At 56.9% G+C, this 23,710-nt stretch carries 17 protein-coding genes, 2 tRNA genes and 3 rRNA genes; 13 read left to right on the forward strand and 9 right to left on the reverse strand.

Annotated elements, in window-relative coordinates; genetic code table 11:
- Positions 1 to 117 precede the first annotated feature (117 nt).
- Together ABVN21_RS04540 and ABVN21_RS04545 are read left to right on the forward strand one after the other, a co-directional pair.
- On the forward strand, positions 118 to 1,275 hold the full coding sequence (locus ABVN21_RS04540; protein ID WP_339556220.1) for an aminotransferase class V-fold PLP-dependent enzyme: 1,158 nt from the start codon (positions 118 to 120) through the stop codon (positions 1,273 to 1,275).
- Positions 1,276 to 1,339: 64 nt separating this feature from the next.
- Positions 1,340 to 3,148: an aminopeptidase P family protein gene (locus ABVN21_RS04545; RefSeq protein WP_339556221.1), complete on the forward strand. Its 1,809-nt coding sequence runs from the start codon at positions 1,340 to 1,342 to the stop codon at positions 3,146 to 3,148.
- Here the strand turns inward: ABVN21_RS04545 and ABVN21_RS04550 are convergent.
- Positions 3,141 to 4,049, reverse strand: a complete 909-nt coding sequence (locus tag ABVN21_RS04550) for a LysR family transcriptional regulator (RefSeq protein ID WP_339556222.1) — start codon at positions 4,047 to 4,049, stop codon at positions 3,141 to 3,143. The genes ABVN21_RS04545 and ABVN21_RS04550 overlap by 8 nt on opposite strands.
- A 115-nt stretch (positions 4,050 to 4,164) precedes the next feature.
- On the opposite strand from ABVN21_RS04550, the gene ABVN21_RS04555 reads away from it, so the two are divergent.
- On the forward strand, positions 4,165 to 5,160 hold the full coding sequence (locus tag ABVN21_RS04555; RefSeq protein ID WP_339556223.1) for a zinc-dependent alcohol dehydrogenase family protein: 996 nt from the start codon (positions 4,165 to 4,167) through the stop codon (positions 5,158 to 5,160).
- On the opposite strand, the gene ABVN21_RS04560 is transcribed toward ABVN21_RS04555, so the two are convergent.
- Together ABVN21_RS04560 and ABVN21_RS04565 are read right to left on the reverse strand one after the other, a co-directional pair.
- Positions 5,157 to 5,747 (reverse strand): 2-hydroxychromene-2-carboxylate isomerase, encoded by a 591-nt coding sequence (locus ABVN21_RS04560; protein ID WP_339556224.1) that lies wholly within the window; start codon positions 5,745 to 5,747, stop codon positions 5,157 to 5,159. The two genes, ABVN21_RS04555 and ABVN21_RS04560, sit on opposite strands and share 4 nt — an antisense overlap.
- A 35-nt stretch (positions 5,748 to 5,782) precedes the next feature.
- The gene (locus ABVN21_RS04565) at positions 5,783 to 6,511 is read right to left on the reverse strand and encodes an SDR family oxidoreductase (RefSeq protein WP_339556225.1); all 729 of its coding nucleotides are present in this window, start codon (positions 6,509 to 6,511) and stop codon (positions 5,783 to 5,785) included.
- A gap of 90 nt (positions 6,512 to 6,601) precedes the next feature.
- On the opposite strand from ABVN21_RS04565, the gene ABVN21_RS04570 reads away from it, so the two are divergent.
- On the forward strand, positions 6,602 to 7,159 hold the full coding sequence (locus tag ABVN21_RS04570; protein ID WP_339556226.1) for a TetR/AcrR family transcriptional regulator: 558 nt from the start codon (positions 6,602 to 6,604) through the stop codon (positions 7,157 to 7,159).
- 14 nt (positions 7,160 to 7,173) lie between these two features.
- Here ABVN21_RS04570 and ABVN21_RS04575 read toward each other — a convergent pair whose 3' ends face one another.
- Positions 7,174 to 7,455, reverse strand: a complete 282-nt coding sequence (locus ABVN21_RS04575; RefSeq protein ID WP_339556227.1) for a hypothetical protein — start codon at positions 7,453 to 7,455, stop codon at positions 7,174 to 7,176.
- Positions 7,456 to 7,622: 167 nt separating this feature from the next.
- Positions 7,623 to 8,510, reverse strand: coding sequence for a threonine/homoserine exporter RhtA (gene rhtA / locus ABVN21_RS04580; RefSeq protein WP_339556228.1), 888 nt, complete (start codon positions 8,508 to 8,510; stop codon positions 7,623 to 7,625).
- A gap of 614 nt (positions 8,511 to 9,124) precedes the next feature.
- Here rhtA and ABVN21_RS04585 point away from each other — a divergent pair.
- From ABVN21_RS04585 to mrdA, 6 genes are all read left to right on the forward strand, one after another.
- A 16S ribosomal RNA gene (locus tag ABVN21_RS04585) occupies positions 9,125 to 10,661 on the forward strand.
- Between the two features lie 80 nt (positions 10,662 to 10,741).
- Positions 10,742 to 10,818: transfer RNA gene (locus ABVN21_RS04590), tRNA-Ile, on the forward strand.
- Positions 10,819 to 10,848: 30 nt separating this feature from the next.
- A tRNA-Ala gene (locus ABVN21_RS04595) sits at positions 10,849 to 10,924 on the forward strand.
- 248 nt (positions 10,925 to 11,172) lie between these two features.
- Positions 11,173 to 14,064 (forward strand): 23S ribosomal RNA (locus ABVN21_RS04600).
- A 169-nt stretch (positions 14,065 to 14,233) separates the two neighbouring features.
- Positions 14,234 to 14,349, forward strand: a 5S ribosomal RNA gene (rrf, locus tag ABVN21_RS04605).
- Together the 16S, 23S and 5S rRNA genes with 2 tRNA genes alongside form the textbook arrangement of a ribosomal RNA operon.
- Positions 14,350 to 14,545: 196 nt before the next feature.
- Complete coding sequence (gene mrdA / locus ABVN21_RS04610) at positions 14,546 to 16,438, forward strand: penicillin-binding protein 2 (protein WP_339556066.1); 1,893 nt, start codon at positions 14,546 to 14,548, stop codon at positions 16,436 to 16,438.
- Positions 16,439 to 16,572: 134 nt separating this feature from the next.
- On the opposite strand, the gene ABVN21_RS04615 is transcribed toward mrdA, so the two are convergent.
- Together ABVN21_RS04615 and ABVN21_RS04620 are read right to left on the reverse strand one after the other, a co-directional pair.
- Positions 16,573 to 16,980 (reverse strand): lysozyme inhibitor LprI family protein, encoded by a 408-nt coding sequence (locus ABVN21_RS04615; RefSeq protein ID WP_339556065.1) that lies wholly within the window; start codon positions 16,978 to 16,980, stop codon positions 16,573 to 16,575.
- A 123-nt stretch (positions 16,981 to 17,103) separates the two neighbouring features.
- Positions 17,104 to 18,015 (reverse strand): ADP-ribosylglycohydrolase family protein, encoded by a 912-nt coding sequence (locus ABVN21_RS04620; RefSeq protein WP_339556070.1) that lies wholly within the window; start codon positions 18,013 to 18,015, stop codon positions 17,104 to 17,106.
- A 190-nt stretch (positions 18,016 to 18,205) separates the two neighbouring features.
- Here ABVN21_RS04620 and ABVN21_RS04625 point away from each other — a divergent pair, with 190 nt between their 5' ends.
- Entirely contained in the window at positions 18,206 to 18,694 is a 489-nt protein-coding gene (locus tag ABVN21_RS04625) for an SRPBCC family protein (protein ID WP_339556064.1), read from the forward strand.
- 290 nt (positions 18,695 to 18,984) lie between these two features.
- Here ABVN21_RS04625 and inhA read toward each other — a convergent pair whose 3' ends face one another.
- Complete coding sequence (inhA, locus tag ABVN21_RS04630; protein ID WP_339556069.1) at positions 18,985 to 19,671, reverse strand: isonitrile hydratase; 687 nt, start codon at positions 19,669 to 19,671, stop codon at positions 18,985 to 18,987.
- Between the two features lie 88 nt (positions 19,672 to 19,759).
- Between inhA and ABVN21_RS04635 the strand changes: the two genes are divergently transcribed.
- Positions 19,760 to 20,743, forward strand: coding sequence for a GlxA family transcriptional regulator (locus tag ABVN21_RS04635; protein WP_339556063.1), 984 nt, complete (start codon positions 19,760 to 19,762; stop codon positions 20,741 to 20,743).
- Positions 20,744 to 20,919: 176 nt separating this feature from the next.
- Here ABVN21_RS04635 and ABVN21_RS04640 read toward each other — a convergent pair whose 3' ends face one another.
- Entirely contained in the window at positions 20,920 to 22,746 is a 1,827-nt protein-coding gene (locus tag ABVN21_RS04640; RefSeq protein ID WP_339556062.1) for a glycoside hydrolase family 15 protein, read from the reverse strand.
- Positions 22,747 to 22,925: 179 nt separating this feature from the next.
- Between ABVN21_RS04640 and ABVN21_RS04645 the strand changes: the two genes are divergently transcribed.
- Positions 22,926 to 23,660 (forward strand): alpha/beta fold hydrolase, encoded by a 735-nt coding sequence (locus tag ABVN21_RS04645; protein WP_339556061.1) that lies wholly within the window; start codon positions 22,926 to 22,928, stop codon positions 23,658 to 23,660.
- Positions 23,661 to 23,710: the final 50 nt, after the last annotated feature.

Raw genomic sequence — 23,710 nt, forward strand, 5'->3', positions numbered from 1 at the left:
ACGGCATCCGATCAGGTATTGGTAACGTTCTGAAAACCGGGCGCGGCTCACAAGGCTGCGTCGTGCCGTTTGCAGTAACGAGCCTCCTGATCCCGGAACACGCTCTGCGAGTCTTTTATGAATAAACGTCCGTTGTATTTCGACTACGCCGCCACCACGCCGGTGGATGAGCGGGTCATCAAGGTCATGGTCGAGTGTCTGGGTTTCAGCGGTAATTTCGGCAACCCGGCGTCCAGCTCCCACGTGTTTGGCCAACAGGCCCGGCAATCGGTCGAGCAGGCGCGGCGCCAAGTCGCTGAACTGGTGGGCGCGCAACCCGGGCAAATCGTCTGGACCTCTGGCGCCACCGAATCCAACAACCTCGCCCTCAAGGGCGTATCCCAGGCGCGGGGCGTTGCCGGCGGCCACATCATCACCAGCCAGATCGAACACAAGGCCATTCTTGACACCGCCAAGCAGTTGCAGGATGCGGGTGTGGCGGTGACATATCTGGCACCGGACGCCGAGGGCCTGATCACCGCGCAAGCAGTCAACGAAGCCATGCGCGAAGACACCTTCCTGGTGTCGCTGATGCTAGTCAACAACGAACTCGGAACGGTTAACGACATCCTGGCCATCGGCCAGGTTGTGCGTGAGCGCAATGCGATGCTGCATGTTGACGCAGCGCAAGGCGCAGGCAAGGTGCCGATTGATTTGGCGCAGTGGCCGGTGGATCTGATGTCATTCTCGGCGCACAAACTCTACGGACCCAAAGGCATCGGCGCGTTGTATGTCGGCCCGCGCGCGCAGCAGCGATTGCTGGCGCAAATCCACGGTGGTGGTCACGAGGGTGGTTTGCGCTCCGGCACGCTGGCGACGCACCAGATCGCAGCGATGGGCGCGGCCTTCGCCTTGGCGGCGGCCTCGTTTGATGAAGAAAAATCCGTGATCGTGCGTCTGCGTGAACGCTTTCTCGATCAACTGCTGAACATTCCCGGGGTTCGGCTCAACGGCAGCCCGAGCCAACGCATCCCGCATACCCTGAGCCTGACCTTCAACGAAGGCGAGTTCAATTCGGCGGCGTTACTCGCGTCGATCGCCTTTTCCGCCACCTCGGCGTGCAATTCCGCGAGCAATGCACCGTCCCACGTGTTGTTGGCCTTGGGGCATGACGCGCGTTCGGCGAGTCGCACCATTCGTTTGAGCCTGGGACGTTTCACCACCGAGCAGGACATCGACCAAGCGGTAGAACTGATTAAAGCGGCCTGCGCCAGCGCTCCGGCATTCTGGCAGTAGGGCTATAAAGCGCCGACGTTGATCGGCACTGAACAATAATGATGAGTGGTTAGCAGGAGTCATGATGAATACGCAGTTTTCGATCACCGGATCGGTGCCCCAGCGCCTGGCACAAACCCGCGAGCTGATGAGCCGGGAGGGGATCTACGCCCTGCTGGTGCCGTCGGCCGACCCGCACCTGTCTGAATACCTGCCGGGCTACTGGCAAGGGCGGCAGTGGTTGTCGGGCTTCCATGGTTCGGTCGGCACGCTGATCGTCACGCCGGATTTCGCCGGCGTCTGGGCCGACAGCCGTTATTGGGAACAAGCGACCAAGGAACTCAAGGGCAGCGGCATTGAACTGGTCAAGCTGCAACCGGGTCAACCGGGGCCGCTGGACTGGCTGGCCGAGCAAACCCCCGAGGGCGGCGTGGTCGCGGTCGACGGTGCGGTGATGGCTGTGGCCTCGGCGCGCACCCTGGGCAACAAACTCGAAGAGCGCGGCGCACGCCTGCGCACTGATATCGATCTGTTGAACGAAGTCTGGAGCGATCGCCCGACACTGCCGAACGAACCGATCTATCAGCACTTGCCACCGCAGGCGACCGTCAGTCGCGGCGAGAAACTCGCCAAGCTGCGGGAAACCTTGCAGGCGAAAGGTGCCGACTGGCATTTCATCGCCACCCTTGATGACATCGCCTGGCTGTTCAACCTGCGCGGCGGCGATGTGTCGTTCAACCCCGTGTTTGTTTCCTTCGCCTTGATCAGCCAGCAGCAGGCGACCCTGTTCGTGGCGTTTAGCAAGGTCGATGCCGAGTTGCGTGCAGTCCTTGAACAGGACGGCGTGACTCTGCGCGATTACAGCGAAGTGTCCGATGCCCTGTGTGAGGTGCCGAGCGGCGCAAGTCTGCTGGTCGATCCTGCGCGGGTTACGGCGGGTTTGCTGGATAACCTCGACAGCGGCGTCAACTTGATCGAAGGACTGAACCCGACCACCTTGGCCAAGTCGCAAAAAAGCCTGGCCGATGCCGAGCATATCCGTCAGGCCATGGAGCAGGACGGCGCGGCCCTGTGCGAATTCTTCACTTGGCTGGACTCGGCACTGGGTCGCGAGCGCATCACCGAACTGACAATCGACGAGAAGCTGACCGCCGCCCGTGAACGCCGCCCAGGCTATGTGTCGCTGAGCTTCAACACCATTGCCGCGTTCAACGCCAACGGTGCCATGCCGCATTACCACGCCACCGAAGAAGAGCACGCGGTGATCGAAGGTGATGGTCTGTTGCTGATCGATTCTGGCGGGCAATACTTGGGTGGCACAACCGACATCACGCGGATGGTGCCGGTCGGTACGCCGACGGCCGAACAGAAGCGTGATTGCACCCGCGTGCTCAAAGGCGTCATCGCCCTGTCTCGCGCGCAATTTCCGAAAGGCATCCTGTCACCGCTGCTGGACGCCATCGCCCGTGCGCCGATTTGGGCAGAAAGCGTCGATTACGGTCACGGCACCGGTCACGGCGTCGGCTACTTCCTTAATGTTCACGAAGGTCCGCAGGTCATCGCCTATCAAGCCGCACCGGCACCGCAAACCGCGATGCAACCGGGCATGATCACCTCCATCGAGCCGGGTACTTACCGTCCGGGGCGCTGGGGTGTGCGAATCGAGAACCTGGCGATGAACCGCGAAGCAGGCTCCAGCGAATTCGGCGAGTTCCTCAAGTTCGAAACCCTGACCTTGTGCCCGATCGACACCCGCTGCCTGGAGACGTCGCTGCTGACTGAAGAAGAAAAGCAGTGGTTCAACGCTTACCACGCCGAAGTGCGCGAGCGTTTGAGTCCATTGCTCGACGGTGCTGCCCTTGAGTGGTTGAACACTCGCACAGCAGCTATTTGATCGGTCTTAACTCAGGCGCTTGTTCGAGCGCCTGGGCCATGTAGTCGACAAAGGCTTTGACCCTGGCGGATTGACGACGATTCGCCGGGGACACGGCATGTATCGGCAGCGACTGCGCGGCGTAATCCTGCAAAATCGCCACCACTCTTCCAGCTTTCAGATCTTCGCTGAACAGCCAAACCGGCGATAGCGAAATCCCCAATCCTCCCAGGACCATCTCGCGAATCGCTTCGGAGTTGTTGCTTTGGGCGTTGCCCTTGATTCGTACTTCGTGACGTTGTCCTTCTCGTTCGAAAACCCACAGGTTTTGGCTGCTTAGCAGGTTGAACAGCAGGCAGTTGTGCTCGCTGAGTTCCTGCGGCGTTTGCGGTTGGCCATGTTGCTTGAGGTAGGCGGGCGTTGCGACGGTCACTCGATGGGTGTTGCCAATGTGACGGGCTAGCAGGCCGCTGTCGTTAAGCACACCGATCCTGAACGTCACATCCAGGCCTTCGCTGACCAAGTCCTGATTCTGATCATTCAGTTGCAGATCGATTTCCAATGCGGGATGACGTTTGAGAAATTCCGCCAGGCGCGGGGCAATCTGCAAACGCCCGAAACTGACTGAAGAGCCGATGCGCAGATGTCCGGCGATGTTTTCCCGACCGGACTTGAAGCTGTGTTCGGCAGCGTCTACTGCTTCGAGAATTTTTCGGCATTCGTTGTAGTACCTCTGACCTTCGTCGGTCAGGGACAGCTTGCGGGTGCTACGGGTGATCAGCTTCCCTCCCAGCCCGGCTTCCAGCGTCCGCAGCACTTTGCTGATGGTTGGCTGGCTGGTGTGCATCTCCCGGGCGACGGCGGAAAAGCTGCCCCGTTCGACCACCCGGACGAAAACGGTCATTGCATTGAGTTTGTCCACAGCGCTCTCATTGATGCCATATGGGCATGATCACTATAGCTATTTGAAGCCTTATCGGCATGAGTGAGGCAAGGGAAGATCAGTCCTACAAACACCTCTCACAGGAATAGACGAAATGACTGACTCACTGCACATGCGCGCGCTGATTGTTGACTCGGTTAATGCACCGCTACGCTTGGCTTCCATTCAACGACCGGTACCTGAAGCCGGTCAGGTATTGGTGCGGATCTCGGCCAGCGGTGTGAACCCTTTGGATGGAAAAATTCGTTCGGGTCAGGCAGCCCATGCCCTCCAGCCTCTGCCAGCGGTGTTGGGGATGGATTTGGCGGGGACAGTTGAGGCGCTGGGGGAAGGTGTCAGCGGATGGCAACTGGGCGATGAGGTCTACGCGATGGCGACCGGAATCGGTGGCGTGCAAGGCTCTCTTGCGGAGTTTGCGGCGGTAGACGCTGGGCTGCTGGCTCACAAACCGACAAACCTGAGCATGCGCGAATCGGCGGGATTGCCGTTAATACTGATTACGGCGTGGGAAGGATTGGTTGATCGGGCTCGGGTGCGGGCGGGGCAGAAGGTGCTGATTCACGGTGGGGCGGGAGGTGTTGGGCACGTTGCCGTGCAGATTGCCCGCGCATTTGGCGCTGATGTGTTTGCCACGGGGTCGGCTGCCCAGCGGCAAATCATCGAAGGTCTGGGGGCAACGTTTATTGATCGTAAGGCATCAGTGGAGGCCTATGTAGCCGAGCATACGGGCGGAGAGGGTTTCGATATTGTTTATGACACCGTGGGCGGTGACGTTCTGGATGCGTCATTCAAGGCTGTGCGGGTTTATCACGGTCATGTGGTGAGTTGCCTTGGTTGGGGACAGCATAGCCTGGCACCGCTTTCGTTTCGCGGGGCGACTTATTCCGGTGTATTCACCTTGCTGCCTTTGGTGTCGGGCAAAGGGCGTGAGCATCATGGGGAGATTCTTCGCGAAGCGGCACGGTTGATCGAGGCGGGCAGTGTGAAGCCGATTATCGAACCGCGCCGGTTCAGTCTGGAAAATGCCGAGGCCGCCCATGAGCTGCTCCTGTCGGGAGCAGCGCAGGGACGGCTGGTGATCGAGATTTAACGCAGGGCTTCTAGGACGAAGTCCAGACGATCCTGGCCGAAGAAAAGCTGATTGCCGACGAACATACTCGGTGCACCGAATACGCCGCGTTGCACCGCTTTCTCGGTGTTGTCCTTGAGCAAGGCCTTGACCTCTTCATCGGCGGTCAGGGCCAGCACTTCGTTGGGGTCGAAACCGTTCTGTGCCAGCACCGCCGCTACGGTTGCCGGGTCATCGAGGCTGCGGCCTTCAATCCACAGGGCCTTGAACAGGCAGTCGATGAAGGCGGCAAAGCGCTCGGGATGGCGCAACTGCATGCCGGTGATGGCGCGCATCAGCATCAAGGTATTAATCGGAAAGTGCGGGTTGAATTTGAGAGGCACGCCGTAACGTTTGGCATAACGGTCGAGGTCTTGAAACATGTAGCGGCCCTTGGCCGGAATGGTTGCCGGGGACGCGTTGCCTGTCGCTTTGAACACGCCGCCGAGCAGGATTGGAATGTAGACCAGATGGCTGTCGGTCTGCTCACAGATCTTCGGCAGCTGGGTATACGCCAGATAGGTGGCGGGACTGCCAAGGTCGAAGTAGAACTCCACGGTTTTACTCATGATCGATACGCTCTGCTTATTGTTATGGGGAGGGCTTACCAGCGTTCACTCCAGGGGCGCAGGTCCAGTTCGAAGGTCCAGGCGTCGCGCGGCTGACTGTGCAGGTACCAATAGTTCTCGGCAATGTGCTCGGGATTGAGAATGCCATCCTGGTCCTTGGTCGCGTACTTTTCGGGGAAACTGTCGCGGATGAAATCTGTATCGATGGCACCGTCGACGATGACGTGGGCGACGTGGATGTTCATCGGCCCAAGTTCGCGGGCCATGCTCTGCGCCAGCGCACGAACTCCGTGTTTGGCACCGGCGAACGCAGCAAAGCCCGCGGCGCCGCGCATGCCGGCGGTGGCACCGGTAAACAGGATCGTGCCTCGCTGACGCTTGGCCATGCGCTTGGCCACCTCACGGGCGTTGAGAAAACCTGAGAAACAGGCCATTTCCCAAATCTTGAAATATTTACGGGCGGTTTCCTCGAGAATGCTGCAGGGCACGTTGGCGCCAATGTTGAACACGAACGCTTCGATGGGGCCAATCTCGCTTTCGATTTGTTCGACCAGTGCTATCACGTCTTCTTCCTTGCGCGCATCGCAGGCAAAACCGTGGGCTTCGCCTCCGGTGGCCTTGATGGCATCTACAAGCGGCTGAAGCTTATCCGCGCTGCGGCGGGTGACGCAGGCTACGAATCCTTCCTGGGCAAAACGCTTGGCAATAGCGCCTCCCGTGGCATCTCCAGCGCCGACAACCAGTACGACCTTCTTATTATTCATGGGTAGACCCTTTGGTAAACGATCGTTAACTAAACGAACGTTATGCTACGATTGGATCAGCGTCAAGGCGATCAACTCAGAGGGAAGGCAATGCGTTACTCGGCCAATCACAAGCTGGAAACCAAAGAAAGACTGCTGCAAAGCAGTTCGGTCTCGGCCAAGAAATCCGGTTTTTCTACCGTTGGCGTCGACGGCTTGATGAAGGCGATCGGCTTGAGTGGCGGTGCTTTTTACAGCCACTTTTCATCGAAGGACGAGCTGTTCGCGTCCATCGTCGAACGTGAGTTGAGCCAGAGCCTGGAGCGCCTGGGGGCTGAACAGGATCGCGATAAACTCGAGCGCTGCTTGAAGCAATACTTGAGCATGTCCCACGTCGATCATCCGGAAACCGGTTGCGCATTACCGGTATTGGGCGCAGAGATTGCCCGTTCCGATGTAATGATTCGGCAGCAGGCGGAACACTGGATTTGTCAGCTTCAGGAAAGCTGGGCGCAGGTGCTGGAAAGCGACAGCCTGGCCTGGGCCATTCTGTCGCAATGCATCGGGGCGTTGGTGGTAGCGCGAATGCTCGCTACTCCGGAGTTGCAACGCACGGTGCTGAAATCCAGTTACGATGAAATCGGTCGCCAAATCGCGGGGCCAGTCTGACCAGGCGCATCAATCTATTTGCAGATAACAATCATGCTGCGGCTGGTATAACCGGCAGGATTGAGGCCAAAAGGATAATCCCCCGGTTCTTCCACGGCATCCCCGGACTTGGCGATGACCTTATATCCCTTGGGAGCGCACGAGTTGGCCGCGCTGGCGTAGCACTTGTCCCAAGAGGACGACAGCCCTGAACAGTTGATATGTAATCCTTTCCTGCCGTGTTTGATCTGGGTCTCGGATGTCGCCGCACAGCCCGCAACTGCAAGTACGGCGATCAATAGCAAAATTCGTTTCATTGCTTTCCTTGTAGCGTTCCCGGATCTGGCGTCCGAGTCTGACTGTATTCGCTTTCGTTTGAAGCGTTCTGATATCCCTGTCTTCGAAAATCCATTCTGATATAGGGGTGCGGGCCTAAACATGGCCTAAATGAGCCGTGAATACCAGAGTCTCGTCAAACCCGGTATCAATCTGCCGCGATGGCAGGCTTGGCATTGCTGCCCATCGTCATGGTGGCTCCGACGGATGCCAGAATGATGCACAGGATAGCCATCCACTGTGACAGCGAAAGGTATTCATGGAGGAATAGCAAACCAGACAACGCCCCGATTGCTGGTTCAATGCTCATCAAGGTACCGAAGGTCCTGGCAGGCATGCGCGTGAGGGCAACCATTTCCAGAGTGTAGGGAAGGGCAGTGGACAAGAGCGCCACACCGATTGCTATTGGAATCAATGAGGGTGTCAGCAATGCAGCGCCGGCATGCACAATGCCAATAGGGGCGACGAACAGCGCGGCAATCATTACGCCTAGCGCGGCGGTCTGCACGCCGTTGTCCGCGCCGGCCTTTTGGCCGAAAAGAATATACAGCGCCCAGCAGACACCTGCGCCCAGTGCGTAACCGGCACCTGTTAGATCGATTCCTGCCGTGGTTGCTCCTGTAGGTATCAATAGCAGCAGGCCAACAGCTGCCAGGGCTATCCATAAAAAGTCGATCGCACGGCGTGAGGAATAAATGGCAACTGCCAAGGGGCCGGTGAACTCCAGCGCTACCGCAATTCCCAGCGGAACCGTGCGCAGGGACATATAGAAGAGGAAGTTCATGCCTCCCAATGCCATGCCGTAGACGATTACGGTGCGCAGGGACTTTGCGGTGAGTTTCGCCCGCCAAGGGCGTAGAAGCAGCAGCATGATCACGCTGGCAAAGACCAGGCGCAGGGTTGTCGTTCCTTGGGCGCCAACGATGGGGAACATACTTTTGGCCAGAGAGGCTCCGGACTGAATCGATGCCATGGCTATTATTAGCAGGCCCACCGAGAACAGGGTCGAGGCAAGGCTGCGAGGCTGATCATTCATTGAGTGGCATTATCCGAAGTGAAGGGTTTGGGCTTTGTACTTGGCATTGGGCAATATACTGCGCAATCGCTGTTGGCGCGTCTATATATATGAGCAGCGATTTTGTACTTGCTGATAGAAAATCTAAATCAGTGCTTGACGGCAGATTTCAGGTGTCTATAATTCGCCCCACTTCCGGCGCAGTCGAAACGGAAAACTCCTTGGTAAACAATGAGTTACGCAGTTTTCGGCAGCAGGTTGCTTCAGGTCATCGAAGCCAGAAGGAAGTTGAAAAAGAGGTGTTGACAGCAGCGTGTAACGCTGTAGAATTCGCCTCCCGCTGACGAGAGATTGACAGCGCAAGTGGTTGAAGTTGTTAAGGATTCCTTGAAAACTTCTGAAAATAATCACTTGACAGCAAATGAGGCTGCTGTAGAATGCGCGCCTCGGTTGAGACGAAAGCTCTTAACCAACCGCTCTTTAACAACTGAATCAAGCAATTCGTGTGGGTGCTTGTGGAGTCAGACTGCTAGTCAACAGATTATCAGCATCACAAGTTACTCCGCGAGAAATCAAAGATGTAACCAACGATTGCTGAGCCAAGTTTAGGGTTTTCTCAAAACCCAAAGATGTTTGAACTGAAGAGTTTGATCATGGCTCAGATTGAACGCTGGCGGCAGGCCTAACACATGCAAGTCGAGCGGATGAAGAGAGCTTGCTCTCTGATTCAGCGGCGGACGGGTGAGTAATGCCTAGGAATCTGCCTGGTAGTGGGGGACAACGTTTCGAAAGGAACGCTAATACCGCATACGTCCTACGGGAGAAAGCAGGGGACCTTCGGGCCTTGCGCTATCAGATGAGCCTAGGTCGGATTAGCTAGTTGGTGAGGTAATGGCTCACCAAGGCGACGATCCGTAACTGGTCTGAGAGGATGATCAGTCACACTGGAACTGAGACACGGTCCAGACTCCTACGGGAGGCAGCAGTGGGGAATATTGGACAATGGGCGAAAGCCTGATCCAGCCATGCCGCGTGTGTGAAGAAGGTCTTCGGATTGTAAAGCACTTTAAGTTGGGAGGAAGGGCAGTAAATTAATACTTTGCTGTTTTGACGTTACCGACAGAATAAGCACCGGCTAACTCTGTGCCAGCAGCCGCGGTAATACAGAGGGTGCAAGCGTTAATCGGAATTACTGGGCGTAAAGCGCGCGTAGGTGGTTCGTTAAGTTGGATGTGAAAGCCCCGGGCTCAACCTGGGAACTGCATTCAAAACTGACGAGCTAGAGTATGGTAGAGGGTGGTGGAATTTCCTGTGTAGCGGTGAAATGCGTAGATATAGGAAGGAACACCAGTGGCGAAGGCGACCACCTGGACTGATACTGACACTGAGGTGCGAAAGCGTGGGGAGCAAACAGGATTAGATACCCTGGTAGTCCACGCCGTAAACGATGTCAACTAGCCGTTGGGAGCCTTGAGCTCTTAGTGGCGCAGCTAACGCATTAAGTTGACCGCCTGGGGAGTACGGCCGCAAGGTTAAAACTCAAATGAATTGACGGGGGCCCGCACAAGCGGTGGAGCATGTGGTTTAATTCGAAGCAACGCGAAGAACCTTACCAGGCCTTGACATCCAATGAACTTTCCAGAGATGGATTGGTGCCTTCGGGAACATTGAGACAGGTGCTGCATGGCTGTCGTCAGCTCGTGTCGTGAGATGTTGGGTTAAGTCCCGTAACGAGCGCAACCCTTGTCCTTAGTTACCAGCACGTTATGGTGGGCACTCTAAGGAGACTGCCGGTGACAAACCGGAGGAAGGTGGGGATGACGTCAAGTCATCATGGCCCTTACGGCCTGGGCTACACACGTGCTACAATGGTCGGTACAGAGGGTTGCCAAGCCGCGAGGTGGAGCTAATCCCATAAAACCGATCGTAGTCCGGATCGCAGTCTGCAACTCGACTGCGTGAAGTCGGAATCGCTAGTAATCGCGAATCAGAATGTCGCGGTGAATACGTTCCCGGGCCTTGTACACACCGCCCGTCACACCATGGGAGTGGGTTGCACCAGAAGTAGCTAGTCTAACCTTCGGGAGGACGGTTACCACGGTGTGATTCATGACTGGGGTGAAGTCGTAACAAGGTAGCCGTAGGGGAACCTGCGGCTGGATCACCTCCTTAATCGACGACTCAGCTGCTCCATGAGCTCCCACACGAATTGCTTGATTCATTGAAGAAGACGAAAGAAGCAGCCCGAAATTGGGTCTGTAGCTCAGTTGGTTAGAGCGCACCCCTGATAAGGGTGAGGTCGGCAGTTCGAATCTGCCCAGACCCACCAATTTTGTGTGGGAAACGCCTGTAGAAATACGGGGCCATAGCTCAGCTGGGAGAGCGCCTGCCTTGCACGCAGGAGGTCAACGGTTCGATCCCGTTTGGCTCCACCACTACTGCTTCTGTTAGTAAGAAAGCTTAGAAATGAGCATTCCATCGCTGTGATGATGAATGTTGATTTCTAGTCTTTGACTAGTTCGTTCTTTAAAAATTTGGGTATGTGATAGAAAGATAGACTGGACGTTACTTTCACTGGTAACGGATCAGGCTAAGGTAAAATTTGTGAGTTCTCTTAGTTGAGAAATTCGAATTTTCGGCGAATGTCGTCTTCACAGTATAACCAGATTGCTTGGGGTTATATGGTCAAGTGAAGAAGCGCATACGGTGGATGCCTTGGCAGTCAGAGGCGATGAAAGACGTGGTAGCCTGCGAAAAGCTTCGGGGAGTCGGCAAACAGACTTTGATCCGGAGATGTCTGAATGGGGGAACCCAGCCATCATAAGATGGTTATCTTGTACTGAATACATAGGTGCAAGAGGCGAACCAGGGGAACTGAAACATCTAAGTACCCTGAGGAAAAGAAATCAACCGAGATTCCCTTAGTAGTGGCGAGCGAACGGGGACTAGCCCTTAAGTGGCTTTGAGATTAGCGGAACGCTCTGGAAAGTGCGGCCATAGTGGGTGATAGCCCTGTACGCGAAAATCTCTTAGTCATGAAATCGAGTAGGACGGAGCACGAGAAACTTTGTCTGAATATGGGGGGACCATCCTCCAAGGCTAAATACTACTGACTGACCGATAGTGAACTAGTACCGTGAGGGAAAGGCGAAAAGAACCCCGGAGAGGGGAGTGAAATAGATCCTGAAACCGTATGCGTACAAGCAGTGGGAGCCCACTTTGTTGGGTGACTGCGTACCTTTTGTATAATGGGTCAGCGACTTATTTTCAGTGGCGAGCTTAACCGAATAGGGGAGGCGTAGCGAAAGCGAGTCTTAATAGGGCGTCTAGTCGCTGGGAATAGACCCGAAACCGGGCGATCTATCCATGGGCAGGTTGAAGGTTAGGTAACACTGACTGGAGGACCGAACCGACTACCGTTGAAAAGTTAGCGGATGACCTGTGGATCGGAGTGAAAGGCTAATCAAGCTCGGAGATAGCTGGTTCTCCTCGAAAGCTATTTAGGTAGCGCCTCATGTATCACTGTAGGGGGTAGAGCACTGTTTCGGCTAGGGGGTCATCCCGACTTACCAAACCGATGCAAACTCCGAATACCTACAAGTGCCGAGCATGGGAGACACACGGCGGGTGCTAACGTCCGTCGTGAAAAGGGAAACAACCCAGACCGTCAGCTAAGGTCCCAAAGTTATGGTTAAGTGGGAAACGATGTGGGAAGGCTTAGACAGCTAGGAGGTTGGCTTAGAAGCAGCCACCCTTTAAAGAAAGCGTAATAGCTCACTAGTCGAGTCGGCCTGCGCGGAAGATGTAACGGGGCTCAAACCATACACCGAAGCTACGGGTATCACTTAGGTGATGCGGTAGAGGAGCGTTCTGTAAGCCTGTGAAGGTGAGTTGAGAAGCTTGCTGGAGGTATCAGAAGTGCGAATGCTGACATGAGTAACGACAATGGGTGTGAAAAACACCCACGCCGAAAGACCAAGGTTTCCTGCGCAACGTTAATCGACGCAGGGTTAGTCGGTCCCTAAGGCGAGGCTGAAAAGCGTAGTCGATGGAAAACAGGTTAATATTCCTGTACTTCTGGTTATTGCGATGGAGGGACGGAGAAGGCTAGGCCAGCTTGGCGTTGGTTGTCCAAGTTTAAGGTGGTAGGCTGGAATCTTAGGTAAATCCGGGATTCTAAGGCCGAGAGCTGATGACGAGTTACCCTTTGGGTGACGAAGTGGTTGATGCCATGCTTCCAAGAAAAGCTTCTAAGCTTCAGGTAACCAGGAACCGTACCCCAAACCGACACAGGTGGTTGGGTAGAGAATACCAAGGCGCTTGAGAGAACTCGGGTGAAGGAACTAGGCAAAATGGCACCGTAACTTCGGGAGAAGGTGCGCCGGTGAGGGTGAAGCATTTACTGCGTAAGCCCACGCCGGTCGAAGATACCAGGCCGCTGCGACTGTTTATTAAAAACACAGCACTCTGCAAACACGAAAGTGGACGTATAGGGTGTGACGCCTGCCCGGTGCCGGAAGGTTAATTGATGGGGTTAGCTAACGCGAAGCTCTTGATCGAAGCCCCGGTAAACGGCGGCCGTAACTATAACGGTCCTAAGGTAGCGAAATTCCTTGTCGGGTAAGTTCCGACCTGCACGAATGGCGTAACGATGGCGGCGCTGTCTCCACCCGAGACTCAGTGAAATTGAAATCGCTGTGAAGATGCAGTGTATCCGCGGCTAGACGGAAAGACCCCGTGAACCTTTACTATAGCTTTGCACTGGACTTTGAATTTGCTTGTGTAGGATAGGTGGGAGGCTTTGAAGCGTGGACGCCAGTTCGCGTGGAGCCATCCTTGAAATACCACCCTGGCAACTTTGAGGTTCTAACTCAGGTCCGTTATCCGGATCGAGGACAGTGTATGGTGGGTAGTTTGACTGGGGCGGTCTCCTCCTAAAGAGTAACGGAGGAGTACGAAGGTGCGCTCAGACCGGTCGGAAATCGGTCGTAGAGTATAAAGGCAAAAGCGCGCTTGACTGCGAGACAGACACGTCGAGCAGGTACGAAAGTAGGTCTTAGTGATCCGGTGGTTCTGTATGGAAGGGCCATCGCTCAACGGATAAAAGGTACTCCGGGGATAACAGGCTGATACCGCCCAAGAGTTCATATCGACGGCGGTGTTTGGCACCTCGATGTCGGCTCATCACATCCTGGGGCTGAAGCCGGTCCCAAGGGTATGGCTGTTCGCCATTTAAAGTGGTACGCGAGCTGGGTTTAGAACGTCGTGAGACAGTTCGGTCCCTATCTGCCGTGGACGTTTGAGATTTGAGAGGGGCTGCTCCTAGTACGAGAGGACCGGAGTGGACGAACCTCTGGTGTTCCGGTTGTCACGCCAGTGGCATTGCCGGGTAGCTATGTTCGGAATAGATAACCGCTGAAAGCATCTAAGCGGGAAACTAGCCTCAAGATGAGATCTCACTGGGACCTTGAGTCCCCTGAAGGGCCGTCGAAGACTACGACGTTGATAGGTTGGGTGTGTAAGCGCTGTGAGGCGTTGAGCTAACCAATACTAATTGCCCGTGAGGCTTGACCATATAACACCCAAGCAATTTGATCCTCCTCGTTGAAAAGACGAACGAGACCAGATTGCGGTGTGTGAAGACGAAACGAACCGAAAGTTCGACGCTTACAAAACACCGAAAGCTGTCACATACCCAATTTGCTGAAGCGAGGCCATCTGGTCACGACTCAGTACCCGAATTTCTTGACGACCATAGAGCATTGGAACCACCTGATCCCATCCCGAACTCAGCAGTGAAACGATGCATCGCCGATGGTAGTGTGGGGTTTCCCCATGTGAGAGTAGGTCATCGTCAAGATTAAATTCCGAAACCCCAATTGCGAAAGCAGTTGGGGTTTTGTTTTTTAGGTCAAAAATAGACGTAACCCACTCAAGGCCAATTGTAAAAAAAATCACACAAACCTCAGTCTACGGTTTTGGTAAGGTGCAGCTCATTTTTAACGGACTGAGTTTGCGACCACGGATCGGCATATTTTCAATGAGTTGCTGTTCAAGTGCCTGAACCAATACCAATCAAAGACCATGAAAAAGAGACGCGCCTGGTTAATAAAAGACTGATGGCCTGCGCCTTGTTCGTCATCGCCATTACCTGCGCGCTGGTGGTGCGCATGTATGTCTTGCAGGTGGTCGAATTCGACTATCACTCCACGATCTCCGAGAACAACCGCGTACACGTCCTGCCAATTACGCCCACTCGCGGCCTGATCTATGACCGTAATGGCGTGGTTCTGGCGGATAACCGGCCCAGCTACAACCTGACCATCACCCGCGAACGTGCGTCCGATGTAAAAGAAGAACTGGACGAGGTGGTCAACCTGCTGCACCTGCCAGCCGAAGACCGCACGCTGTTCGACAAGGCGATGAAGCAGGCTCGCCATCCCTTCGTGCCGGTGACGCTGTTCTATGAGCTCACTGAAGAACAGATTGCCGTACTCGCGGTTAACGAGTTCCGTTTGCCAGGCATCGATGTCGAACCGCAGTTCGTGCGCCACTATCCGTTGGCCGAGCACTTTGCGCATTCAATCGGCTACGTCGGTCGCATCAACGAGAAGGAGTCCAAGGTCCTGGATTCGGTCGAGTACCGGGGCAGTCAATCCATCGGCAAGACCGGGATTGAAAAGTTCTACGAGTCAGAACTGCACGGCCATGTCGGTTACGAGGAAGTCGAAACCAATGCCCAGGGCCGTGTTCTGCGTGTGCTCAAGCACACTGATCCGATACCCGGCAAAAACATCGTCCTGAGCCTCGACGTCAAGCTTCAGGAAGCCGCCGAAGAGGCCTTGGGCGATCGCCGTGGCTCGGTGGTTGCGTTGGATCCGTCGACCGGCGAAGTACTGGCCATGGTCAGCAAGCCGAGCTTTGACCCTAATCTGTTTGTCACCGGCATCAGTTTCAAGGAATACGCGGCGCTGCATGACTCAATCGACCGGCCGCTGTTCAACCGCGTGCTGCGCGGCCTTTACGCGCCGGGTTCGACTATCAAGCCGGAAGTCGCTATTGCCGGTCTCGATACCGGCGTCGTCACGCCGCAGACCCGAGTGTTCGATCCGGGTTATTACCAACTTCCGGACTTCGATCACAAGTACCGTAATTGGAACCACAGCGGCGACGGCTGGGTAGACATGGACGCGGCGATCATGCGTTCCAACGACACCTACTTCTATGACCTTGCACACAAACTGGGCATTGATCGACTGCACGACTACATGGCAATGTTCGGCCTCGGCGAAAAGGTCTCGCTGGACATGTATGAAGAGTCCGCCGGTCTGATGCCGTCCCAAGCCTGGAAGCGCGCCACGCGCCGTCAGCCGTGGTTCCCGGGTGAGACGGTGATCCTCGGCATCGGCCAGGGCTACATGCAGGTTACGCCGCTGCAACTGGCACAAGCCACGGCATTGATCGCCAACAAAGGCGTGTGGAATCGTCCGCACCTGGCCAAAACCGTGGATGGCGTGGCGCCGGTGGACGAGCATCCGATGCCGAACATCCTGCTCAAGGATCCTCGTGACTGGGAGCAGGTCAACCATGGCATGCAAATGGTCATGCACGATGCCCGGGGGATTGCCCGGGCGGCAGCGGCGGGGGCGCAATATCGCATCGCCGGCAAGAGCGGCACCGCGCAGGTGGTGGCAATCAAGCAGGGTGAACGCTACAACCGCGAGAAGACCCGCGAGCGAAATCGTGACAATGCCTTGTTCGTCGGCTTCGCTCCAGCTGAGCGTCCGAAAATTGTCATTTCGGTGATGATCGAAAACGGCGAGGCCGGTGGCCGCGTCGCCGGTCCTGTGGTTCGGCAAATCATGGACGCCTGGTTGCTCGATCAGGAAGGCCATTTGAAACCTCAATACGCCGCGCCGAGCAAAGCATCGGGTGATCCTCATGTTTAAAGGAGAAGGGCTTCTCGGCGTGCAGATGTGGCAGCTCTGGTTTTTCGGTAATGGCGAGTACGCCATTGCGGGCAAGCCTCGCTCCAGGGACCGTGTTTTCTGTAGGAGCTGCCGCAAGCTGCAATTTTTTCGCTTTAAGGGGCCGATGGCACCGGACACCCCAAATCCCCCTCCTGACATTTCAGGTAAGTCTCGAACGTCTCAATCCGCGCCTTGGTCAGTTCCGTCACGCAATTGCTGTAGATCAACGGATGAACACTCCCGCCTTCCACCCCGGACGCCGAAAACTTGCACTCGGCATCACGAAACGCAATCCACGAACGCTGCGCACCCACCAGCAGTTTCTTGCGGTCGGGATTGCCCTTCAAGCGGCTGGTGATCTGCTGGTAGAGCGCATTCAACTCCTTGTCTGCCGCCGCATGTTGCTGCGCCGCGCACTGATTCATCGTCGCTTGATCGGTGGCGTTGTCGCAGTCCACGGCTTGGGCGGCAAAGGAAATAAACAGCAAAGGTGTCAGCGCCAGGTAAGAGCGTGGGTACATGGAAAAAGGCTCGCAGTGACCGGAAAAAGTGAGGTGCAGTGTAGCGAAGACAAGTGAACAAACTGCAGCCTGGCGCAAAACCTGTGGCGAGGGAGCTTGCTCCTTTGCCACGGGTGCGAGTTTTCAGCGAGTAAGAGTGCCGCCATCCAGCAAGGCGTCAGCCATGGCCTCAATGCCTTCGCGAAGGTGCAGCTTGTCCAGCCAGTCTTTGGGGATTGCCTGTACGCCGTAATGAGCCCCGGCCAACTGGCCGACAATGGCAGCGGTAGTGTCTGCATCGTCACCCAGATTGGCGGCTTTGAGGGTGGCGGCGGCGAAGCTGTCTGTGTGGTGAAAGCACCACAGGGCCGCTTCGAGTGAGGCAATGCAGTATCCGCTGCCCCGGATACAGCTTTCAGGTTTTGCCAAGTAATCGCCTCGGGCGATGGCTGCGACTTTTGGCTCAAGGAATGTATGCGATGCGCTGAGCAACTCTCGTTTGGGCTTTCCTTGCAAGGCATTACAGATCAGTTCCGCGAACAAGAGACAGCATTCGACCGCTTCCGGCGCGGCGTGCGTCGTCCGTGAACTCTTCGCGGCAAATGTCCTCGCCCGCTCGCGATCCGGAAAGCAGTACAACACCACGGGCACCAGGCGCATCAGTGAACCATTTCCGGCCGTATAGGGATCGCTGGAGCCGGCGAAGGGTTTACCGGTTTCCTGGAATCGGGCGAGGGCGTCGCTGACGGTCATGCCAATGTCGAAGCATTCTCCGGTCGAGCTCAGATGGCCATGCTGCCACCAGTCGAGGTATCGATTCATCTGGTCCGTAGCGTCGAAACCGTTTTTGGTTAGCAGGCTTTCCGCCAGGCACAGCGCCATCGATGTGTCATCGGTCCATTGCCCGGGCTTGAGATTGAAAGGACCGCCGCCCACCATATCCGTCACGGGCGGGAAGGAACCGCGTGACTGGAACTCGACGCTGGTGCCAATGGCATCGCCGCAGGCCAGGACCAGGAAAGCCCCTCGGTATCGCTCCGTGAGTGAAAGCTGCATGAGTATTCCTTTTTCGGAGTCGGTCTGGATGCGCACGTTAGCAGTTCCGGTTCGTTGGCTCTGCTCTCCAGCCCAGAACTTATCGCCAGAAATGCAGCCGAATATTTCATGCAGAGTTAAACATCGCACAACTTTAGGGTTGGACATGTGGTCTTACAGGCCTACTGTTGTTCATTACAGGAGGTGATGTATGAAACCAGTACCCAATAGTTTTGAGCGCAAAATCACGCTCAAGTCACCGCGTTCCCATGTATGGCGTGCTTTGGTCGATGCCGAGGCGTTTGGTCAATGGTTCGGTGTTGCGCTCGAAGGCAGGCGTTTCATTGCCGGCGAGTGGACGCAGGGGCAGGTCACGTATCCCGGTTATGAACATGTGTTGTGGAACGTGCTGGTCGAGCGGGTCGAGCCGCAGCAGTTGTTTTCCTTTCGCTGGCATCCCTACGCGGTGAACCCGAAGATCGACTACTCCCAGGAGCCCACCACACTGGTCAAGTTCGAACTGGTGGACTTCGAAAACGGCACGTTGCTCAAGGTTTCCGAATCAGGTTTCGCTCACATTCCCGACATACGCCAGAAGGAGGCGTATTACATGGACAGCCGAGGCTGGGAAGAACAATTGAGCAGACTCGAACAGTTTCTTGTCGATAGCGCCAAGGCCCGTGAGCGCGGAGGAGTCTGACAGCAGAACCCGGCCTGAGGCGTCTAAGGGTTTTCGGAAGGACACTTATAGCGAATGTCTTACACGCGTTACTGGATATGTCGACTATTGCAGATTGGATCCGATGCGTATTCTGGCCCCATCCACTGAAGCACAGGGAGTGCCTCAGGATCATGGATGATCGGCCATTTGCATGGAATGCTGACGACAGGGAGTTGTAATGGTCTTGGAAGAACCCGCTTCGGCGGGTTTTTTTATGGGCGTATAAAAAGTAATGGCCGCGAGGATTTGATCCTCGCGGCCATTTTTTTTCACCTCCGATCGAGTTTCGCTGCGGCGCGTTCGGTGATTTGCGCACGCAGTTTTAGCGACGCTGCGGCGCGGTTCCGAGCCTCCTTCAGCACGCCGGTCGGCGCTGTTTCCGGGCTGCCGGCATTAAACGGCGGGGCCGGGGCGTATTCCAGCTGCAATTGCACCAACTCGGCGGTTTCCTGATCGAACAGCTCCGTGGTCAGGGTCAGGGCGAAATCGATTCCCGCAGTGATCCCGCCACCGGTCAGCAAATTGCCGTCGCGTACCACCCGATCCTTCACCGCAACCGCACCCAGCGGGGCCAGCAATTCGTGATAGGCCCAGTGGGTGGTGGCGCGTTTGCCCTTGAGTAATCCCGCCGCACCGAGCACGAGTGCACCGGTGCAAACCGACGTCACATAACGCGCGTTGATGGCCTGCGCCCTGATGAAGTCGAGGGTCTGTTCGTCTTCCATCAAAGGCCCGACGCCGCTGCCACCGGGAATGCAGATCACGTCCAGTGCCGGGCAATCATCAAAAGTGACGGTCGGTTTCAACATCAGTCCGGTGCTGGCGGTGACGGGCATCAGGTCCTTCCAGATCAGATGCACCTTCACGTCCGGCAGCGAGGCCAGCACGTCGTAAGGGCCGGTCAGGTCAAGTTGCTGAACCTGCGGAAACAACAGAAAACCGATCTGCAAGGTCATGGGTTTTTTCTCCGAAAGTGGGTGGACGGCTTCACTGTAGGCGTCTAGGGTTTGGCGCATACGCCAATAACCCCACGAATTAAGCCAAATGCCAAAATCCATACACGTTCTCGCCTTCGCCAACGTGCAATTGCTTGATGTCACCGGGCCGTTGCAGGTATTTGCTTCGGCCAATGACATCGCGCGCCAGCAAGGGTTGCCGACGCCCTATGCGCCCTCGGTGATTGCCAGCGGCGGCGGGGCGGTGATGTCGTCGGCGGGGTTGGCGTTGTTGGCCGAGCCGTTGCCGGAGCAGGCCAGCGATACTTTGATCATTGCCGGAGGCTGGGGCGTTTACGCGGCGGCTGAAGATGCGCCGCTGGTGGACTGGGTGCGCGAGCATGCAGCAGGTTGCCGGCGGGTTTCATCGGTGTGCACCGGGGCGTTTCTGCTGGCGGCCAGTGGCTGGCTCGATGGCCGGCGCGTGGTGACCCACTGGACGCGCTGCGAACAGTTAGCGCAGCAACACCCGAAATTGCAGGTCGAGCCCAATCCGATCTTCATCAACGACGGCCCGGTCTGGACTTCGGCGGGAGTGACCGCCGGCATCGACCTGGCGCTGGCCATGGTCGAGCAAGACCTCGGTCGAAGCATGGCCCTGGAGGTCGCCCGGCAACTGGTGGTGTTTCTCAAGCGCCCCGGCGGTCAGTCGCAGTTCAGCGTGACGTTGTCTTTGCAAAAAGAAGGTAATCGTTTCGACGAACTTCACGCCTGGATCAGTGAAAATCTCACCAAAGACCTCGGCATTCCGACGCTCGCCCTGCAGGCCGGCATGAGCGAACGCAGCTTCGTGCGCCACTACCGCGCCGACACGGGCCAGACACCGGCCAGGGCTATCGAACTGATCCGGGTCGAGACCGCGCGGCGATTGCTCAGCGACACGGGTGTGCCGATCAAACGGGTCGCCGTGCAATGCGGATTCGGCAGCGAAGAAACCCTGCGCCGCAGTTTTCTGCGGGCCATGGGGGTGACCCCGCAAGCCTATCGGGAACGGTTTTCGGTCAGTGCTGCAGCGGATTCTTTAGCGTCGTAAGTAGGGTGGACTTTGTGGCGAGGGAGCTTGCTCCCGTTGGGTTGTGAAGCAGCCCTGAAATCTGACTGCACGGTAAGTCAGGTGTACCGGTTGCAAAGCTTTTGGCGACTGCTGCGCAGCCGAGCGGGAGCAAGCTCCCTCGCCACAGAAGGTACAGAGTGCCAAAAAAGTCATGTTTACGGTTGCCAGACACTCTTTTCCCCACTCAATTTGCGATCGAGAAAACACGCCGCGCTGATCAATGCCAGGTGCGTCAGCGCTTGCGGCGTGTTGCCCATGTGCCGGGCGTGGCTGTCGAATTCTTCGGCGTAAAGCCCCAGCGGATTGGCGTAGCGCAGCAGTTGTTCGAACTCCAGATGCGCCTTGTTCACCTGACCGGCGCGGGCCAGGCATTCGATGTACCAGAAGGAGCATGCGGCGAACGCGCCTTCGGTGCCGGGCAGGCCGTCGATGTGGTTGTCGTCATTGTGGTAGCGGTAGACCATGCCATCACGCACCAGGTTTTTTTCGATCGCGTCGAGGGTCGCCAGCCAGCGTGGGTCCTTGGCGCTGACGAAGCGCACCAGCGGCATCAGCAGCATCGAGCCGTCGAGTGCTGTGCCGCCGATGTGTTGGACGAAGTGTCCGCGTTCCTCGTTCCAGAAATTTTCCCAGATGTCTGAGTAAATGGCCTGACGCGTCTGGTCCCAGCGGGCGAATGGCGCGGGCAGGGAGCGTTTCGAGGCGAGTCGGATCGCCCGGTCCAGCGCCACCCAGCACATCAGTCGCGAATGCAGGAAGTGATGCTGCTCACCGCGCATTTCCCAGATGCCGACGTCTTCCTGTTCCCAGGTTTCGCAGACTTGATCGACTACTTCCACCGTGTGTTTCCAGCCTTCGTGGGAAATCGCTTCGCCGTACTTGTTGACCAGATAAATCGCGTCCATCAGCTCGCCGAAAATGTCGAGTTGCACCTGCGCGTAGGCCAGATTGCCGATGCGCACCGGTGTCGCGCCGCCATGGCCGGAGAGGTGCGTGAGTTCGATTTCCGGCAGTTCCTGGCGGCCGTCGATGCCATACAGAATATTGAGTTTCATCGATTGGCCGTGGCAGTCGCTGACCCGTCCGCGCAACCAGCGCATGTAAGCGTTGGCTTCTTCGACAAAGCCCAGGCGCATGAAGGCGTAAACCGTGAATGAGGCATCGCGAATCCACGTGTAGCGGTAATCCCAGTTGCGTTCGCCGCCGGTGACTTCCGGCAGGCCGAAGGTCGCCGCCGCGAGAATCGCGCCGTGTTTGCGCGAGGTCAGCAACTTCATCGCCAGCGCCGAGCGATTGACCATTTCCCGCCAGCGACCGCGATAGTTGGATTGGCCGATCCAGTCGCGCCAGAACTTCAGCGTGCGTTCGAGACAGAGCGCGGCGGCGCCTTCCTTGAAGCGCGGATCGTCAATGGCGCCTAGCAGGAACTCGGCGCTCTGATCTTGTTTGAGGGTGAATTCGGCAATCGCTGCCCGGTCTTCAATCCGCAGAGGCTGATCCGCCGCCAAGCGCAGTGACGGTTGATCGGCGGCCTCGAAAACCACGTCATTTTTATCGAGACGGGCGAGGGTGCTGGCGCGAGCGTAGTCATGACGTACGGCACAGCGCAGGTGAAACGTTGCCTGGCCGCTGACGACGCGAACCCGCCGCATCAACAGCGGCAAGGTATCTTCGCTGTCACCGATGGGCAGAAGATCGGTAATTTCCACCACAGCGCGATCACTGAGCCAGCGCGTTTGCAGAACGTTGGTGTCCGGCAGGTAGATTTGTTCGCGGCGCGCATCGGGCAGGTCAGGGAACAGCTGGAAAATGCCGGCCTCGGGGGTGTCCAGCAGCGAACAGAAAATCGACGGGCTATCGAATTCCGGCCAGCAGAAAAAATCCACGCTGCCCTTGTCATTGATCAGCGCGGCACTGCGCATGTCGCCGATGATGCCGTGCGCGTCGATGGGGCTTTGGCGTTCGGGTTGATGATCGGGCATTACCGTCAGGCTCCGGGAATTGAGGACCTATGTAGCTGACTGGTTCGACCCGTTGAGAGTTCATTTGGCGGGGGAGTGCGGTGTCTGTAACAGCCCCATCGCTCGCACATTGGGGTCTTCGACTAATTCGAGATCTGCCTCATCCGTTCTCTTAGCAGACAACTTTTGAGGGAAGCCCGGTGACCCAGCTGACATTGCTGTGCCTGCCGTATTCCGGCGCGAGTGCCATGGTCTATAGCCGCTGGCGGCGCAAGCTGCCGGAGTGGATCAAGCTGCAACCCGTGGAGCTGCCGGGGCGCGGTGCCCGTTTCGGTGAACCATTGCACACCGACATGCGCCGCTTGGCATTGCAACTGGCGCAGGAGCAAAACGCCACGCTCAAGGCGCCGTACGCCTTGTTCGGTCATAGCCTCGGCGCGTTGCTCGCCTGTGAAATGGCCTATGCCTTTCGCGCCATAGGCAGTCCGGAACCGGTGGCGTTGTTTGCCTCCGGGACGGCTGCCCCGACGATGCGCGCGGACTACGACCGCGGTTTTGCCGAGCCCAAATCCGATGCCGAACTGATCGAACAATTGCGCAGCCTCAATGGCACCAGTGAAGAAGTCCTGGCCAACGCAGAACTGATGAGCCTGACCCTGCCAATCCTGCGTGCCGACTTCCAGTTGTGCGGTCGCTTCGAGCCCCTGCAGCGTCCCTTGCTCAAGTGTCCGGTGCATGTGCTCGGCGGCAAGGCGGACCGGGCAACCACTGAGCAGCTGATCGGCTGGAGCAAGGAAACCCTCGGCAGTTTTTCGGTGGACATGCTGGCGGGCGGGCACTTTTTTATCCATGAACACGAGGCCAAGGTGTTGAAGGTGATCAAGGATCAGCTAGAAGTTCATCATCGCCGGCACGCCATCGCCACCACTGCCTGACCCATCTCCTGTAGGAGCTGGCTTGCCAGCGATGAGGCCATGACAGGCAA

The sequence above is a fragment of the Pseudomonas sp. MYb327 genome, assembly GCF_040438925.1.
In the GTDB taxonomy this organism is placed as follows: Bacteria; Pseudomonadota; Gammaproteobacteria; order Pseudomonadales; family Pseudomonadaceae; genus Aquipseudomonas.